The organism is Nocardia sp. NBC_01388 (genome assembly GCF_045040085.1).
In the GTDB taxonomy this organism is placed as follows: domain Bacteria; phylum Actinomycetota; class Actinomycetes; order Mycobacteriales; family Mycobacteriaceae; genus Nocardia.
Genome location: NZ_CP109553.1, coordinates 685,796 through 701,120 on the forward strand (window position 1 = coordinate 685,796; position 15,325 = coordinate 701,120).

Below are 15,325 nucleotides of genomic sequence, written 5' to 3' on the forward strand. Positions count from 1 at the left end.
AGTCACTTCGCCGTCTTTTGGGAAGGAGTGTCCGGATGGACATCACTGCCGCGGTCGCGCGTGGAGCGCAAGTGCCGCTCGCGCTCGAAACCATCACCCTCGAGGAGCCTCGGGCGGATGAGGTCGTGGTGCGCATTGTCGCCACCGGCGTGTGCCATACCGACCTGGTGACCAAGAGCGTCTTCCCGCCCGAACTGCCGATCGTGCTGGGCCACGAGGGCTCGGGCATTGTCGAGCAGATCGGCTCCGCGGTGACCGATGTGAAGGTCGGCGACCACGTACTGCTGACCTACGGCAGCTGTGGCACGTGCACCCAGTGCACCACCGGCGCGCCCTCGTACTGCGAGCAGTTCGTCATGCTGAACACCTCGGGCGGCCGGACCGACTTCACCTCGCCGCTGAGCATCGGTGGCGAGCGCGTGATGGGCGCGTTCTTCGGTCAGTCCAGCTTCGCCACCCACGTGCTGGTCGGCCGCCGCAATGTCGTCGTCGTGGACGACGATGTGGATCTGGTCGCCTGCGCCCCCTTCGGCTGCGGCGTGCAGACCGGCGCCGGTGCGGTCGCCAATGTGATGCGCCCGGCTCCGAATGAGTCCATCGTGATCTTCGGCGCCGGCGGCGTCGGCATGTCGGCGCTGCTCGCCGCACGTGCGCTCGGCGTCGAGAATGTGGTCGCCGTGGACCTGTCGGCCGAAAGACTGGCCGTGGCAAAGGAACTGGGCGCCGCGACGGTCATCGACGGTGCGGCCGAAGACGTTGTCGCCCAGGTGCAGGCCGCCACCGGCGGCGGTGCGACCTTCGCATTGGACACCACCGCGGCCAACCCGGTGATCGCCAACGCCCTGCTGGCCCTCGCGCCGCGCGGCACGCTGGTCCTGGTCGGCCTCGGCGAGGCCGCCATGGAATTCGAGATCGGCCACCTCACCGGCAATGGCAAGGCCGTCCGCGGTTGCATCGAAGGCAGTTGCGACCCACAGGAATTCATCCCGCAGCTGATCGAATGGCATCGCGCGGGCAAGTTCCCGATCGAGAAGATCTCCCGGCAGTACCCGTTCTCCGAAATCAATACGGCCATGCACGACGCCGAGATCGGCGCGACCATCAAGCCGATCCTGGTGCTCCCCACCGCCGACTGAGCGGTTGAACGGTGACCCTCGGCGCGGCGCAGGCTGTGCCGGGGGTCCTCACGTCTCGCGACGGCGTGCGACCATCCGCAGGCCGTTCTTGGGGCGGAGGGTCAAGGTTGCCTCCGGTTCGACGGGGAATCCTGGGACCAGATCGAAAACGTAGTGCTGACTCCACATCGCGGTGATCAGGACGGCTTCCATGAGTGCGAAACTCGAGCCGATGCAGATTCGCCGGCCGCCGCCGAACGGCAGATAGGCCGAGCGGGGGCGGCCCTTGCCCGCACCGGGGAGGAAGCGGGCCGGGTCGAACCGTTCCGGTTCCGGCCACCAGCGCGCGTCGTGGTGGATGAAGTGGGAGGGCACGATGACCGTGGTGCCGCGCCGGATGTGATGCCCGTCGATGACATCGTCTGCGATGGCGACTCGCGGAATTGTCCACGCGGGGGAGAAGTATCGCATCGACTCCTGCACGCAGGCCGAGGTCCACGGGAGGTTCGGCAGGTCCTCGACGGTCGGGGTGCGGCCCTGCAGGACGGTGTCGACCTCCGCCAGTAGCCGTTCGCGGGCTTCGCTATCGAGGGCCAGCAGGTACCACATCCACGACAGTGCATTGGCGGTGGTCTCGTGGCCGGCGAGCATGAAGGTGAGCGCCTCGTCCCGGACTCGCTCGAGGTGCAGCGTGCCTTCGGTATCGGAGGCGGTGAGCAGATGGTTCAGCAGATCCGGACTGTCGGTGGGGTTTTCGTAGCGGTCGGTCACCACACGCCAGACCTCGGCGTCGAGGGTGCGCACAATGTGCTGGATCTTGCGCAGCGGTGGCGGCAGGGGAATCGGCGTGAAGGCGACCCGGGCCGCTGCCCGCCACAGTGGCTTCGGCGGCGCGGCGACCACGAACAGGCGCTCCAGCCGCTCGGCGAACCGCAGTCCGTCGGTGACCAGACCCGACATCCGTTGTGCGATATGGCCGAACTGCTGGCCGAACAGTGCGCTGCCGACCACATTGAGGGTCAGCTGCACCATCTCGCCGACCATGTCGATCTCGGCGCGGGCGGGTCCGGTGTCGAGTGCCGCGATGCTTTCGGCGATCGGCTCGACCATCAGATCGATCAATCCGTTGAGATGCCTTCTGGCGAACATCGGATTGAGCAGTGTCCGGTGTCGCTGCCAGGACTCGCCCTCGTCGGTGAACAGGCTGATGCCCAGGATCGCGCGCAGCATCTCGTATTCGAAGGCCTTCTCGTACTTCAGGCGGCCACCGTGCAGTACATGATCGACGTATTCCGGATGGTTCAGTACCGCATACCGCCGCGTGCCCGCCCGAAATCGCAGCAGGTCAGTGTCTTTGGCCCGGCCGAAGACCCCGGCCCGCACGTCGAGCCCGACCGTCAAGGCCTCCAGCGTCGCGGTCGATGTGCGGGTGCGTTTGCTCGGCCGTGTCGAACGGTAGTGCTGCTCAGCAGCTTCGGGCATGAGCGTGGACATACCGAACCTCCTTGGGTCGACACCGCATCGTGTCGCTCCGCGCTCAACTGGTGACGACTGTCACCAATGACTGCGCATGTCACCAGTTTGTGAGCGGCCCCCGACCTTGTCAAGATGGAACAGTGCCGACACCGAAGACGTGGGGCGGGCGTAGCGCCGTAGAGCGCCGTACCGAGCGCAGGCAGCGGCTGATCACCGCCGCCCTGCAGATCTGGCGCGAAAACGGCTGGCCCGCAGTCACGATCCGCGCGGTGTGCGCCCGCACCTCCCTCAACGATCGCTACTTCTACGAGACCTTCACCGATCGCGACGAACTGCTCGGAGCGGCGTGGGAAACCGTCCGCGACGACATGCTCGAAGCCCTGGCCACCGCCTTCGAGGACAATCTCGACCGCCCGCTGCCCGAAATCGTCCGCATCGCGGCAACAGTCGTCACCGATCGCATGTCCGCCGACCCCGCCTACAGCAGAATTCTGCTCCTGCACCACGCGGGCAGCCCCGCCCTCGAAGCGTGCCGGGCGAATGCCATGCGCCTCACCGCCGGTCTCGTAGTCGCCGGTGCCCTGCGAGTCCTCGGCCCCACCGCGGACGAACGCGCACTGCACATGGACGCGATCATCGGCGTCGGCGGATTCGTGGAACTCATCGCCGCCTGGCAATCGGGCCTACTCGATTGCACCGCAACCGAAATCGTCAATCATACGGTGCGTCTGGTGTCCACTTTCAGCCTCGATCACGCGGATGCGTTCGCCCGCCGGGAGGCCGCTGTCGACAAGTAGAAAGGGCCGGGCTCACGATGCCGGATGCAGCCGGCGCACGTAATCCTGATAGTCCGTCACGAACCCGTCCCCGTCGAATTCGATATCGGCGCTGTAGTCGCCGGAACTGAAGCCGACCACGCCCTTACCGCGCGGGTGGTAGCGCTGCGCGGGGAGGCGGGAGGTCAGCTGCGGGACGTCGATGTACCGCATGGTGTAGTCCCGCGGGGTGGCCTCCGGCAGCAGCAGTCCCTCGCGCAGCACGGGCAGCGAGTTGAAGAACACCGCATGCTGCACATCGAAGAAGTCCGCCCCGTCGAGGCGGTGCCGGACAGGCCCGTCCCCCGATATCGACGATCAGTTCCGAACCGTCGAGTTACCAACGCAATTCGTAGACCAACCCGATCTGCGTGCCGCGAGCGCGATCGAGGCTCTCCACCCGGACGATCTCCATGCGCGGCTCATCGATCCCCTGCCACACGAATGTTCGCATGTCTCAACGCTACCGAGGTCACAGGCGCGATGCTGTCATCATGTCCATCTACGAATTCGCAGCCGAAAGGAGAGCGCCTGGTGTCCGGCGACGTATCAGGTGATGCCGAGTGGTCGAATCCGGTTTCGGTACTGCGGCGTTGGCAGGATGCGGGCGCGATTTGGCGGGTACTGGTGCGGCGTGCGAACTCGGTGACGGTAGGTCTCTACCAATGCGATGGTGGCGAGGAGGTCGACCGCATAACCTCCGCTGACCCCGCCGTGCTCCGATTCCTCGGTGCGCGCGACAGCAGCGAAGATTGATGGCGGTTGTGAGCACGATGAGTACGAACAGGCCCTTGGTCGAACAGTCCGGTGGGCTCATCGCCGACGGGCGGCTCGTCGACCCCGGCACAGCGCGGGATTGATTGTCGATTTCCGGGGCAATCCGACTACAGACGCCTGTCCCGAGACCGCGGACTCGGGGCGGCATACCGCGTGTCTGGCGTCGGAAGAGCTGAGGAGGTCATCGTGAACCCTGCAGGCCACGACGAGTCGTATGTGCAGAATGTGCCGGAGCCGATGCCGAGGGAGCAGGCGCCTCCGGTCGAGCCGGGGCCGCCGATCGAAACAGCGCCGCCGCCGATCGAAACGCCGCCGCCGACCGAAACAACCCCTCCTCGGATCAGCCGGACGAGAGCCGGGAGTGTGTGGGCGAGCTTGAGCGTCGGCGGCGTATTCCTGGTGGTGTTGCTGATATTCGTGGTGCAGAACACGACCAGCACCCGAATCGGGTTCCTGGGATGGCATTTCGCGCTGCCGGTCGGGGTGACCATCCTGGTCGCCGCGGTGGTCGGGTTGCTGGTGATGGCGATTGCCGGGGGAGTGCGGATCATCCAGCTGCGCACCGCGTTCACGCGCCTGGCCCGCGGCCACAAACCCGGCGCCCTGCACGATTAGACCTGGCGAGCGCCGGTGGGTTGTCGTACGGTTGAGCCCGGCCGGGCAAAGCGAAATGGGTCATGATGACGGCGATTACGAACCTGATGAAGGGCCAGAACGGGCCGCTGACGGTCGGCGATGTGGTGATCTGGGTTCAGATCGCCGCGCCTGCCGACCTTTCCGCGCTGCTCGTCACCGACAGCGGGAAGGTGCGGTCCGATGCGGATTTCGTCTTCTTCAACCAGCCCAGCGGGCCGGGAGTGAATCTGCAGCCGGGGGCGCCCGGGCAGCTTGCCTCGCTGCGGGTGTCACCGGCGGCGGTACCGGCCGATATCGCGCAGATCAGAGCCGTCATCACCCTCGATGGCGCGGGCAGTAGTTTCGGCGCCATTCCGGCGCCGATCGCCTACGTCTCGGATGCTGCGGGAAACCCGTTGTACGCGTACCGGATCGACGGGCTGTCCAGCGAATCCATTGTGATCGCGCTGGAACTGTATCGGCGCATGGGCGACTGGAAGGTGCGTGCGGTCGGCCAGGGATACGCCGGTGGATTCGCCGCGCTGGTCACCGATCACGGTGTGCGAGTCGATGATGAGGTGACATCCGCACCGCAACCGCAGTTCCAGCCACCGCCACCACCGCCGCAGCAGTTCCAGCCGGCCATGCCGCCGCCGCAGCAGTACCGGTCGCCACCCCCGCAGTACCAGTCGCCACCCCCGCCACCCCAGCAGTTCCCGTCGGCACCGCCGCAGCAATATCAGCCGGTTCCGCCCCCACCGCAATATCAGTCGTCTCCGCCCCAACAGTTCCAGTCCGCCCCACCGCCGTTCCAACCTCCGCCCCCTCCGTCGCAAGGGTTTCAACAACCGCCGCCGTTCCCGCCCTCCGCACAGCAGCCGCAGGTGCGGTCGGTGCCGGGTGAGGAGAAGCTGTCGCTGGAGAAGCGGCAGACGCTGAACATGCGCAAGCAAGAGGTCGCGAAGGTACTGCTCACCAAGGGCGCCAACGGTATTGGCGCGCGCGTCGTCCTGGTGATCGACAAGACCGGGAGCATGTCCCGGGAGTACGCCTCGGGGGTGGTGCACCGGGTGGTGGAACGCATGGTCCCGGTGGCGACCCAGCTCGATGACGACGGCCAGCTCGAGTCCTATCTGTACGGCAAGAGCTTCGCGAAACTGCCGAATGTGACCGTCGCCGATGCCGAAGCGTGGTGCGAGACCTTCATTCACATGTCCGGCAAACACGGCGGCATCAACTACGGCAAGATCGGCGGCGTCAATGACGAACTGCCGATCATGACGGAGGTCCTGAAGTCGCTGCGCCCCGGCGACGCACCGACTTTGGTGCTCTTCTTCACCGACGGCGGCTTCTCCAAGCGCACCCAGATCGCCGCCCTGATGCGTGATGCCTCGAGGTATCCGGTGTTCTGGCAGTTCATCGGTCTCGGCCACAGCGGATTCGGAATCCTGCACGAGCTCGACACTCTCGACGGGCGTGTGGTCGACAATGCGGGCTTCTTCGCCGTCGGCGATATCGATCGCATGACCGACGCCCAGCTGTATGCCCAGCTGCTCAACGAATTCCCCGACTGGTTGCGCGCCGCGCGGGCGGCGAACATTCTGCGCTGACCATACTGATCGGCCGAGTTTTCAAGGTTGCGCTGCGGTCTACCCGGGTTTACCTCACACTGAGCTCCTGGTAAACGCTGTGAGGGCGGCGTTTTTCACTCGGGAGCGCGAATGACCGAAATTCAGCACGAATCCGACGATGAACGCAGGCTGGCCGAGCTCGGCTATAAACAGGACCTGGCTCGATCCTGGTCCGGATTCTCCAATTTCGCCATCAGTTTCACCGTTGTCTCGATCCTGACCGGCGGGCTCGCCAGCTACGGCATCGGGCTGGCCAACGGCGGACCCATCACCATGGCGTGGGGCTGGCCCCTGGTCTCGGTGATGGTGCTGTTCGTGGGGCTGGCCATGGCCGAATTGGCCTCGGCGTACCCGACTTCCGGCGGACTGTACTGGTGGGCCGCGGAGCTGGGCGGGCCCATCTGGGGCTGGTTCACCGGCTGGTTCAACCTCATCGGGCAGATCGCGGTGACCGCCGCGATCGATTACGGCGCAGCCATTTTCACCACCGTGGTGCTCAATGTGATCGGCCTCGACATCGGAACCGACCGCACCGCAATCTTTTTGGTCTTCGCCGCCATCCTGGTGCTGCACGCGGTACTGAACGCCATCGGCCCGCACCTGTCCGCGGTGATCAACAATGTCTCCGCCTGGTGGCATGTGGGCGGCGTCGCGGTCTTCGTGCTGGTGCTGGGAATCGGTGCGCAACACCATCAGAGCGTCGGCTTCGTCTTCACCAAGACCGTGGACAACAGCGCGGTCGGGTTCGGCGGCGTCGCCTTCAGCTTCCTGCTGGGTCTGCTGCACGCGCAGTACACCTTCACCGGCTACGACGCCTCGGCGCATATGTCGGAGGAGACGCACGACGCCTCCCGGACGGCGGCGAAGGGGATCATCAATACCATCGTCGTCTCGGCGATCGCCGGATATCTGCTGATCATGGCGGTGACCTTCGCGATTCCGAATCTCGGCGATTCGCTCGACCCGACGAAGAACAGCGGCTACCCGGTCATCTACATCCTGCAGAACTCGCTGAACTCGTTCTGGTCCGGTCTGCTGCTGATCATCGCCGCGGCCGCCCAGCTGTTCTGCGGATATGCCTCGGTGACCTCGGCCTCCCGCATGCTGTTCGCGTTCGCGCGTGACGGCGCGGTGCCGGGATCGGCGCTCTGGTCGAAGCTTTCGGCGCGCCGGGTTCCGGTGAACGCGGTCCTGTTCATCTCGGTCTTCGCATTCATCCTGCTGATTCCGTCGATGCTGGTGCCCGCGGTCAATGCCCCGACGGCCTATGCGGCGGCCACCTCGGTCGCCACCATCGGCCTCTATATCGCCTACGGCATTCCGATTCTGCTGCGCCAGCTGCACGGCGGCCGATTCCAGATCGGCCCTTGGCAACTCGGCCGCTGGTATCGCCCGATCGGCGTGATCGCGATTATCTGGATCGTCTTCATCAGCCTGCTGTTCATCCTGCCAACCGATGACCACGGCTATCCCTGGGTCGATGGATTCACTTGGAACGCAGTCAATTACGCGCCCATCACCCTGGTCGGCGTGGTCGGGGCCATTGCCGTCTGGTGGTTCGTCTCGGCCCGGAAATGGTTCACCGGACCCAAACGCAATGTTCCGCAGCCGCCGGAGGCCGAAGCCCCCGTCGGCGCCTGAACCGGTCTACAGCGGGGTCACGTAGGCGCCGGAGATTCCGCCGTCCACGAGGAACTGTGAGGCTGTGATGAAGGAGGAATCGTCGCTGGCGAGAAACGCCACGGCAGCGGCGATTTCCTCCGGTTCGGCAAAACGCCCGGTGGGGATGTGGACCAGCCGGCGAGCGGCGCGCTCGGGATCCTTGGCGAACAATTCCTGCAGCAGCGGGGTGTTCACCGGCCCGGGGCACAGGGCATTGACACGAATTCCCTGGCGTGCGAACTGCACTCCGAGCTCACGGCTCATGGCCAGCACACCGCCCTTGGATGCGGTGTAGGAGATCTGCGAGGTGGCCGCACCCATGACCGCCACGAAGGACGCGGTATTGATGACCGACCCCTTACCGCGCTCGAGCATATGCCCGATGGCGTACTTGCTGCACAGGTAGACCGAGGTCAGATTCACCTCCTGCACCCGCCGCCAGGCCTCGATCCCGGTGGTGAGAATCGAATCATCGTCGGGCGGTGAGATGCCCGCGTTGTTGAAGGCGATATCGAGTCCGCCGTAGGTGTCGACCGCCGTCTGGAACAGCGCCTCGACCTGAGTCTCCTCGGTGACGTCGACCTTCACGTACAGTCCGCCGACCGCCGCCGCCGCGGCCTCACCGGAGGTGACATCGATATCGGCGACAACAACTTTCGCGCCCTCCTGGGCGAAACGCTTGACGGTGGCGAGGCCGATGCCGCTGCCGCCGCCGGTGACGACCGCTACTCGATCCTGTAAGCGCTGCAACATATCTCCTCTGATCGGATGGCAGGTACTACTCGGTGGCGATGAAAACGTTCTTGGTCTCGGTGAAGGCGCGCGCCGCATCGGGCCCGAGTTCGCGGCCGAGTCCGGATTGCTTGTAGCCCCCGAACGGCGTCCAATACCGCACGGAGGAATGCGAATTCACCGACAGGTTCCCGGCCTCGACACCACGGGCGACCCGCAGCGCCCGGCCGACATCGGAGGTCCAGATGGATCCGGACAGGCCGTATTCGCTGTCATTCGCGATACGCAGGGCGTCGGCCTCATCGTCGAACGGCAGTACCGCCACCACCGGACCGAAGACTTCCTCGGTGAGGATGCGGTCCGCGGAGCCGGAGGGCAGCACCACTGTCGGCGGGAACCAGAAGCCTGGTCCGTCCACCCGCGTTCCGGTGAACGCCACCTTCGTCGACGGCTCCAGGAATTCGGCGACCCGCTCACGGTGCGCCGCCGAGATCAGCGGCCCCATTTCGGTGGCCGCGTCCGCGGGATCACCGACCTTCACGCCCTGCACCGCCGGTTCCAGCAGTTCCAGGAATCGGTCGAACACACTGCGCTGCACCAGAATCCGTGACCGCGCGCAGCAGTCCTGCCCGGCATTGTCGAATACCCCGTACGGCGCGGTCGCCGCAGCCTTCTCCAGATCCGAATCGGCGAACACGATATTGGCACTCTTGCCGCCCAATTCGAGCGTCACGCGCTTGACCTGAGCCGCGCAGCCCGCCATGATCTGCCGCCCCACCTCGGTGGAGCCGGTGAACACCACCTTGCGCACCGCGGGATGGGTGACAAACCGGGCTCCGACAATGGAACCCTTGCCCGGTATCACCTGAAAAACGTTCTCCGGCAGTCCCGCCTGCAATGCCAGCTCACCGAGCCGAATGGCAGTGAGCGGCGTGAGGTCCGCCGGTTTCAACACCACCGTATTGCCGGCCGCGAGCGCGGGCCCGAAGCCCCACACCGCGATCGGCATGGGAAAGTTCCACGGCACGATGATTCCGACAACCCCGAGCGGTTCGTGGAAGGTGATGTCGACACCACCGGCGACCGGAATCTGATTGCCCAGCAAGCGTTCCGGCAGTCCGGCGCTGTAGTGCAGCACATCGCGAACATTGCCAGCCTCCCAGCGCGCATTGCCGATGGTGTGCCCCGCATTGGCCACTTCCAGCTGTGCCAGATTCTCGAGATCGCCGTCCACGGCCTCGGCGAATCGGCGCAAGAGCCGCGCCCGATCTCCCGGTGCGATATCCCGCCAGCCCGGGGCGGCCCGTTGTGCCCGGGCGATGGCGGCATCCGTGGCGGCCTCATCGGCCGATTCCACTGTCGCCACGACCTTTTCGGTCGCGGGGTTGACGACCTGGGTTGTTGTCACCGGCTGCGCTCCTTTCCGTACAGTGCCGCCTGTTCCACCAGGGCTCGCATGAGCCGGTGGTCGGTCGCATTCGCTTCCGGATGCCATTGCACGCCGACCAGAAATGGTCCGCCGGTCGTCTCCGCCGCTTCGATGGTGCCGTCCGAGGCGTATGCGGTCGCGGTGAGGCCGGGCGCCAGGGTGTCGATGGCTTGATGGTGATGGCAGTGCGCCTTCACCTCGGGCCCGGCGATCGCCGCCACCTGGCTGCCCGTGACGGTCCGGATGGTGGTGACCGAGAAAACGCCGGGGCCGCCGCTGTGGCCGGTGTGCCCGAGCACGTCCGGAAGGTGTTGCAGCAGTGTGCCGCCCAGTGCGACGTTCACCAATTGCAGTCCGCGGCAGATCGCCAGCACGGGTATTCCCGCGGCCCGGGTCAGCTCGAAGAACGCGAATTCGGATTCGTCGCGGTCCGGCCGGGTAGCGCGGGTTTCGGCATGCGGCGGCGCGCCGTAGCGTGCCGGGTCGATGTCGGCGCCGCCGGTCAGCACCAGTCCGTCCAGCCGATCCAGCAATTCCGGGCCGGGAGTTCCGGTGGGCGGGAGCAGGACCGGCACTCCACCGGCCCGTGCCGTCATATCGACATAGCTGCGCGGCAGCACCGCGCTGTCGACATCCCACGTGCCGAACCGCGTCCGCTCGGAATACGTGGGCAGCCCGATGATCGGCCGCCGTACCACCTCAGAGTCGTTCGAATCCACGCACGCGCTCCCAATCGGTCACCGCGGCGTCGTAGGCGTCGAGTTCGACCTGTGCCGCATTCCGGTAGTGCAGCACCACGTCTTCGCCGAAGGCCGCCTGCGCGATCTTACTGTCGCCGAACAACTGCGCGGCGTCGCGCAGGTTGTGCGGCACCCGGGGCCGGTGCGAGCGGTAGGCATTGCCGTGGAACTCCGGCTCCAGCGGCAGCTGCCGCTCGATACCGTGCAATCCGGCGGCAATGGTGGCGGCGACGGCGAGATACGGATTCACATCCCCGCCCGGCACCCGGTTCTCGAACCGCAGCGACGGTCCGTGACCGACCACCCGGAGTGCGCAGGTGCGATTGTCCCGTCCCCAGGCCAGTGCGGTGGGCGCGAAGCTGCCCGCCTGGAACCGCTTGTAGGAGTTGATATTCGGGGCGAGCATGTAGGTCAGTTCACGCAGGCAGTCCAGCTGCCCGGCGAGGAAGTGCCGCATGAGCGTCGATTCGCGGCCGGTGCTGTCGGCGAAGACCGGCTCGCCCGCCTCAGTGCGCAGGCTGAGGTGAATGTGGCACGAATTGCCTTCACGCTCATTGTATTTCGCCATGAAGGTGAGGCTGCGCCCCTCCTGCGCCGCGATTTCCTTGGCCCCGGTCTTGTAGATGCTGTGGTTATCGCACGTCACCAGCGCCTCGTCGTAGCGGAACGCGATCTCGTGCTGCCCCGGATTGCATTCGCCTTTCGCCGACTCGACATACATGCCCGCACCGGACATCTCATTGCGAATGCGGCGCAGCAGCGGTTCGATGCGGGAGGTTCCGAGCATCGAATAGTCGACGTTGTACTGGTTGGCGGGCGTCAGATCGCGGTAGCCGCCCTGGAACGCCGCCTCGTAAGTGTCGTCGAAGACCAGGAATTCGAGTTCCGTCCCGGCGTAGGCCCGCAAACCGTGCGCGGCCAGCCGATCCAGCTGTGCGCGCAGCACTTGCCGCGGTGAGGCCACCACAGGCGTGCCTGCCGGATCCACCTGCTCCACATCGCAGAGCACCAGTGCGGTCCCCGGCAGCCACGGCACCAGCCGCAGCGTGCCGAGATCCGGGCGCAGCACGAAGTCGCCGTACCCGGTGTCCCACGAGGACATCGCGTATCCCTCGACCGTCGTCATCTCGACATCCACCGCAAGCAGATAGTCGCAGGCCTCGGTCGCCTGATCGAGCACCTCTTCGACGAAATATCTTGCCGAACAACGCTTCCCCTGCAGCCGCCCCTGCATGTCTGTCATGGCGACCAAGACGGTGTCGATCGTCCCCGCCTCGACCTGCTTCACCAAATCCGCAACACTGAGCATTCCGGCGCGCATTACGACCCCTCTCGGCATCAACGTGATCACGCTAAGCGACCCGGGGCCCCGCGCGTGCCCGAACACGCAAGGAGATCGCCTCCATCATGGCGAATGCCGAGCAGGCGTGGGCTTCACTCCCGCAGGAGGTCGATGACCTTGGTTTCGTTGAGGTCGCCGTGGCCGGTGTCGATGAGGCGGGTGAACATATCGAGGGCGGTGTGCCCGAGGGCGGCCGGGGCATCCACGGCGTCGGCCAGTTCGACTCCGATGCGAGTGTCCTTCAGCCGCAACGCAGCCGTGAAAGCGATATCGCGGTCGTGCACACCGTCGAGCATCAGGCGACTGACGCGCACCACCGTGGGGCTGGCGGCGCCACCGGTGGCGAGCGTGTCCACGACGGTGGTCAGGTCCAGCCCGGCGAGTTCGGCGACGCGCAGCGCCTCGGCGGTCGCGGCGATCTGGACGGAGCCGAGCAGGTTCTGCACGAGCTTGTAGGCGGTACCGGCGCCGACCTCACCGAAATGAACAATATTGGTGCACAAGGGGTTCAGCAGCGGTCGAGCTGCTTCGAGATGGGCGGTGGGGCCGCCGACGAACAATGTCAGCTCACCTGCCGCGGCGGCCTCCGGGAGTCCCGTGACCGGTGAGTCGAGGTACCGGAGACCTTGCGCTGCGGCATGTTTCGCCAACTCCAGCACCCACGGCCGGGAGACGGTCGAGCATTCGACCGCGAACGCACCCGGCCCCGGGTCCCCGGCCAGCGCACCGTCCTGCCCGAGCCATACCGCGCGTGAGGCGTCATCATCGGCCACCATCGCGAATATCGCCTCGGCCTGCGCTACCGCCCGGCGCGGTGTGGCCGCCAGAACGGCGCCGCCCGCCACCAGTTCCGCGACCTTCTCCGGCGACCGATTGAACACGGTCACCTCATGCCCGGCAGCCACCATCCGCGCGGCCATCCCCAGCCCCATCCGACCTGCGCCCAGAAACGCTATCTTCGCCACCGGCCGCACCTTACCGAGCCGCGGTTACCGAAGATGATCTTGAAAGCGAAATCCGCGAGCCCGGCTGTCCGCTGTCGAGCCAGGGCAGGCACCGGCGCAACCGGTAGTAGGTGTAGTTTGGAGGTGTCTGCACCGTATGTCTACGGCGTAGACCTACCGAAGAGGTGAGGCAGTTGTCGTCAAACGAACAGGTCACCCCCATCGACGTTGCGCCGCTCGAATTCTCCTGTGCGGCATGCCCGCACGATCTGGAAGCGCACGCCGGCGTCGGAGTTCGGTTCTGCTCCGCGACCGCGACGAGCGGGCTGGACAGAGGATGCGTCTGCGTCCTTCCGGCCGAGCACGAGAAGACCTACTACCGGCGATAGGAAAGCAAGCGAATGACCACTAAATCGCCATATGAGAATCGGGTCCAGCGGGTCAGCGACACCGTTCGGAAGCACTCCAAGCTCGATGAGAAAACCGCGAACGCGCTTGCGGTGCACGTACTGCACGCGCTCGACACCATCCCCGAGAAAGTGCGCTGACAGCAGCATTCAGCGCCCCCGCCGAGGCCGAAAGGCCTCGGTGAAATATGGTCGGTGGTCGTGGGTAAGCCGAATCGCAAGCATCGGGCGGCCAAGCAGCAGGCGCGGCAGGGTGGGTCCGATTTCTGGACGGCACCCGACTCGGGAAATGTCACCGCGGCCGATATAGCCGATGCGATCATGACCACCGCCATGGATTCGGCGCAGAGCGGTGCGCGCGGTAAGTCCCCGAAGGGCGATTCGGTGGTCGCCAAACGCTTCGCGGACCAGCTCGCGGGGAGCGATCTGCCGGTTCACGACGTCGAACTGGGCGCGCACCTGGCGGGGCAGCACATCATCACCAGGACCTTTCAGAATGGTTGGCTGCCCGCCGATATCCACCAGGCCGCGCAGCGCCGAGTCGACGCCTTCGCGATCAGCTTCCTCATCGACGTCATGGCCGCCTATATGCGCCCGTTCGCACCCGGCACCGTCGATGAGACCTGGCTCGAGCAGCTTCGCGAACTCGCGGCGGACACCTGGTGGTCGGACTCGACTTCGCATCTCGGCCAGTGGGCGGCCAAACACATGCTGACCACCGCCGAGGCGCTCACCACCGTCGTCGAGGCGCTCGCGCTGCTCATTCTGCTGCCGAAGCTGGAACTCATCCGGCAGTTGCCCGGCACTGCTCGCCCGCATGCCGAGGTGCCCCATCACATCGATGAGAAGGTGCTCGGCCGAGTCCGCGGCTTGCTCGCCAAGGCCGAATCGACCTCGTTTCCGGAAGAGGCCGAGGCGCTTTCGGCCAAGGCGCAGGAGCTGATGACCAAGTACGCACTCGATCGGGTGCTGGTCGACGCGGACACCTCGGTCCCCGATCTGCCTGGGGCGCGGCGCATTTGGCTCGATACCCCCTATGTGGACGCGAAGGCGCTGCTGATCGATGTGGTCGCCAAGGCCAATCGCAGCCGGGCGATCTTCGCCTCGGCGTGGGGCTTCATGACCATCGTGGGCGATGACACAGACCTGGACGCGGTCGAATTGCTTTCCACCTCACTGCTGGTCCAGGCCACCAGGGCGATGATCGCCAGCGGTAATAGGGAGGCGCGCAGCGACGAGGCGCGCAGCCGCACCTTCCGTAAGTCGTTCCTGGTCGCCTACGCCTCCCGCATCGGCGAGCGATTGGAAGCGGCCACCGCGGCCACCATCGCGGAATCGGTTGAGCCGGAACGGCTGTTGCCGGTGCTGGCGTCGCACCAGATCGCGGTCGACGCCGCCTTCGACACGCTGTTTCCGCAAGCCCGCACCCGCGGTGTTTCGATCCGCAGCGCCGAAGGCTGGGAGGCCGGTCGCGCAGCCGCCGACCGCGCGCGCCTCGACGCCCGCCGATCGCTTGACCGATAAGCGTCTCCGCCGCTGGGCCGATAGGCGTCTCCGCCGCTCGACCGATAGGCGTCTCCGCCGCTCGACCGATAGGCGTCTCCGCCGCTGTGGCTTCCGGTCCGGAATTGACGGATATG

At 66.0% G+C, this 15,325-nt stretch carries 16 protein-coding genes; 9 read left to right on the forward strand and 7 right to left on the reverse strand.

All coding sequences use genetic code 11. From position 1 onward, the window contains the following. Positions 1 to 35 precede the first annotated feature (35 nt). A complete protein-coding gene (locus tag OG716_RS03275; protein WP_355126298.1) occupies positions 36 to 1,136 on the forward strand; it encodes an NAD(P)-dependent alcohol dehydrogenase in 1,101 nt (366 codons plus the stop codon). 48 nt (positions 1,137 to 1,184) lie between these two features. Here OG716_RS03275 and OG716_RS03280 read toward each other — a convergent pair whose 3' ends face one another. Continuing rightward, complete coding sequence (locus OG716_RS03280) at positions 1,185 to 2,609, reverse strand: cytochrome P450 (RefSeq protein WP_405136207.1); 1,425 nt, start codon at positions 2,607 to 2,609, stop codon at positions 1,185 to 1,187. 122 nt (positions 2,610 to 2,731) lie between these two features. On the opposite strand from OG716_RS03280, the gene OG716_RS03285 reads away from it, so the two are divergent. Further along, positions 2,732 to 3,388: a TetR/AcrR family transcriptional regulator gene (locus OG716_RS03285; protein WP_405136208.1), complete on the forward strand. Its 657-nt coding sequence runs from the start codon at positions 2,732 to 2,734 to the stop codon at positions 3,386 to 3,388. Between the two features lie 12 nt (positions 3,389 to 3,400). Here OG716_RS03285 and OG716_RS03290 read toward each other — a convergent pair whose 3' ends face one another. After that, positions 3,401 to 3,718: a putative glycolipid-binding domain-containing protein gene (locus tag OG716_RS03290; protein WP_405139489.1), complete on the reverse strand. Its 318-nt coding sequence runs from the start codon at positions 3,716 to 3,718 to the stop codon at positions 3,401 to 3,403. Positions 3,719 to 3,940: 222 nt separating this feature from the next. Here OG716_RS03290 and OG716_RS03295 point away from each other — a divergent pair, with 222 nt between their 5' ends. From OG716_RS03295 to OG716_RS03310, 4 genes are all read left to right on the forward strand, one after another. After that, complete coding sequence (locus OG716_RS03295; protein WP_405136209.1) at positions 3,941 to 4,162, forward strand: hypothetical protein; 222 nt, start codon at positions 3,941 to 3,943, stop codon at positions 4,160 to 4,162. A 207-nt stretch (positions 4,163 to 4,369) separates the two neighbouring features. Continuing rightward, positions 4,370 to 4,798, forward strand: a complete 429-nt coding sequence (locus OG716_RS03300; RefSeq protein WP_405136210.1) for a lipopolysaccharide assembly LapA domain-containing protein — start codon at positions 4,370 to 4,372, stop codon at positions 4,796 to 4,798. A gap of 65 nt (positions 4,799 to 4,863) precedes the next feature. Next, complete coding sequence (locus OG716_RS03305) at positions 4,864 to 6,408, forward strand: vWA domain-containing protein (RefSeq protein ID WP_405136211.1); 1,545 nt, start codon at positions 4,864 to 4,866, stop codon at positions 6,406 to 6,408. Between the two features lie 111 nt (positions 6,409 to 6,519). Continuing rightward, positions 6,520 to 8,070: an amino acid permease gene (locus tag OG716_RS03310; protein ID WP_405136212.1), complete on the forward strand. Its 1,551-nt coding sequence runs from the start codon at positions 6,520 to 6,522 to the stop codon at positions 8,068 to 8,070. Positions 8,071 to 8,076: 6 nt separating this feature from the next. On the opposite strand, the gene OG716_RS03315 is transcribed toward OG716_RS03310, so the two are convergent. The 5 genes from OG716_RS03315 to OG716_RS03335 form a co-directional block, all read right to left on the reverse strand. Continuing rightward, entirely contained in the window at positions 8,077 to 8,844 is a 768-nt protein-coding gene (locus OG716_RS03315) for a 3-oxoacyl-ACP reductase (protein ID WP_355126314.1), read from the reverse strand. 25 nt (positions 8,845 to 8,869) lie between these two features. After that, positions 8,870 to 10,231, reverse strand: a complete 1,362-nt coding sequence (locus OG716_RS03320; protein WP_405136213.1) for an aldehyde dehydrogenase family protein — start codon at positions 10,229 to 10,231, stop codon at positions 8,870 to 8,872. Continuing rightward, a complete protein-coding gene (locus OG716_RS03325) occupies positions 10,228 to 10,971 on the reverse strand; it encodes a gamma-glutamyl-gamma-aminobutyrate hydrolase family protein (protein ID WP_405136214.1) in 744 nt (247 codons plus the stop codon). The genes OG716_RS03320 and OG716_RS03325 overlap by 4 nt, the downstream gene beginning before the upstream one ends. Further along, positions 10,952 to 12,331, reverse strand: coding sequence for a glutamine synthetase family protein (locus OG716_RS03330; RefSeq protein WP_405136215.1), 1,380 nt, complete (start codon positions 12,329 to 12,331; stop codon positions 10,952 to 10,954). The genes OG716_RS03325 and OG716_RS03330 overlap by 20 nt, the downstream gene beginning before the upstream one ends. Positions 12,332 to 12,426: 95 nt before the next feature. Then, positions 12,427 to 13,299 carry an NAD(P)-dependent oxidoreductase gene (locus OG716_RS03335; RefSeq protein WP_405136216.1) on the reverse strand — a complete coding sequence of 291 codons (873 nt, stop codon included), beginning with the start codon at positions 13,297 to 13,299 and terminating at the stop codon, positions 12,427 to 12,429. Positions 13,300 to 13,472: 173 nt separating this feature from the next. Between OG716_RS03335 and OG716_RS03340 the strand changes: the two genes are divergently transcribed. The 3 genes from OG716_RS03340 to OG716_RS03350 are packed head-to-tail and all read left to right on the forward strand — an operon-like array spanning position 13,473 to position 15,209. Then, positions 13,473 to 13,667, forward strand: coding sequence for an RGCVC family protein (locus OG716_RS03340; RefSeq protein WP_327140476.1), 195 nt, complete (start codon positions 13,473 to 13,475; stop codon positions 13,665 to 13,667). A gap of 12 nt (positions 13,668 to 13,679) precedes the next feature. Continuing rightward, positions 13,680 to 13,826 carry a DUF6307 family protein gene (locus OG716_RS03345; protein WP_327140475.1) on the forward strand — a complete coding sequence of 49 codons (147 nt, stop codon included), beginning with the start codon at positions 13,680 to 13,682 and terminating at the stop codon, positions 13,824 to 13,826. Between the two features lie 60 nt (positions 13,827 to 13,886). Next, positions 13,887 to 15,209, forward strand: coding sequence for a DUF2786 domain-containing protein (locus OG716_RS03350; RefSeq protein ID WP_405136217.1), 1,323 nt, complete (start codon positions 13,887 to 13,889; stop codon positions 15,207 to 15,209). Positions 15,210 to 15,325 lie beyond the last annotated feature (116 nt).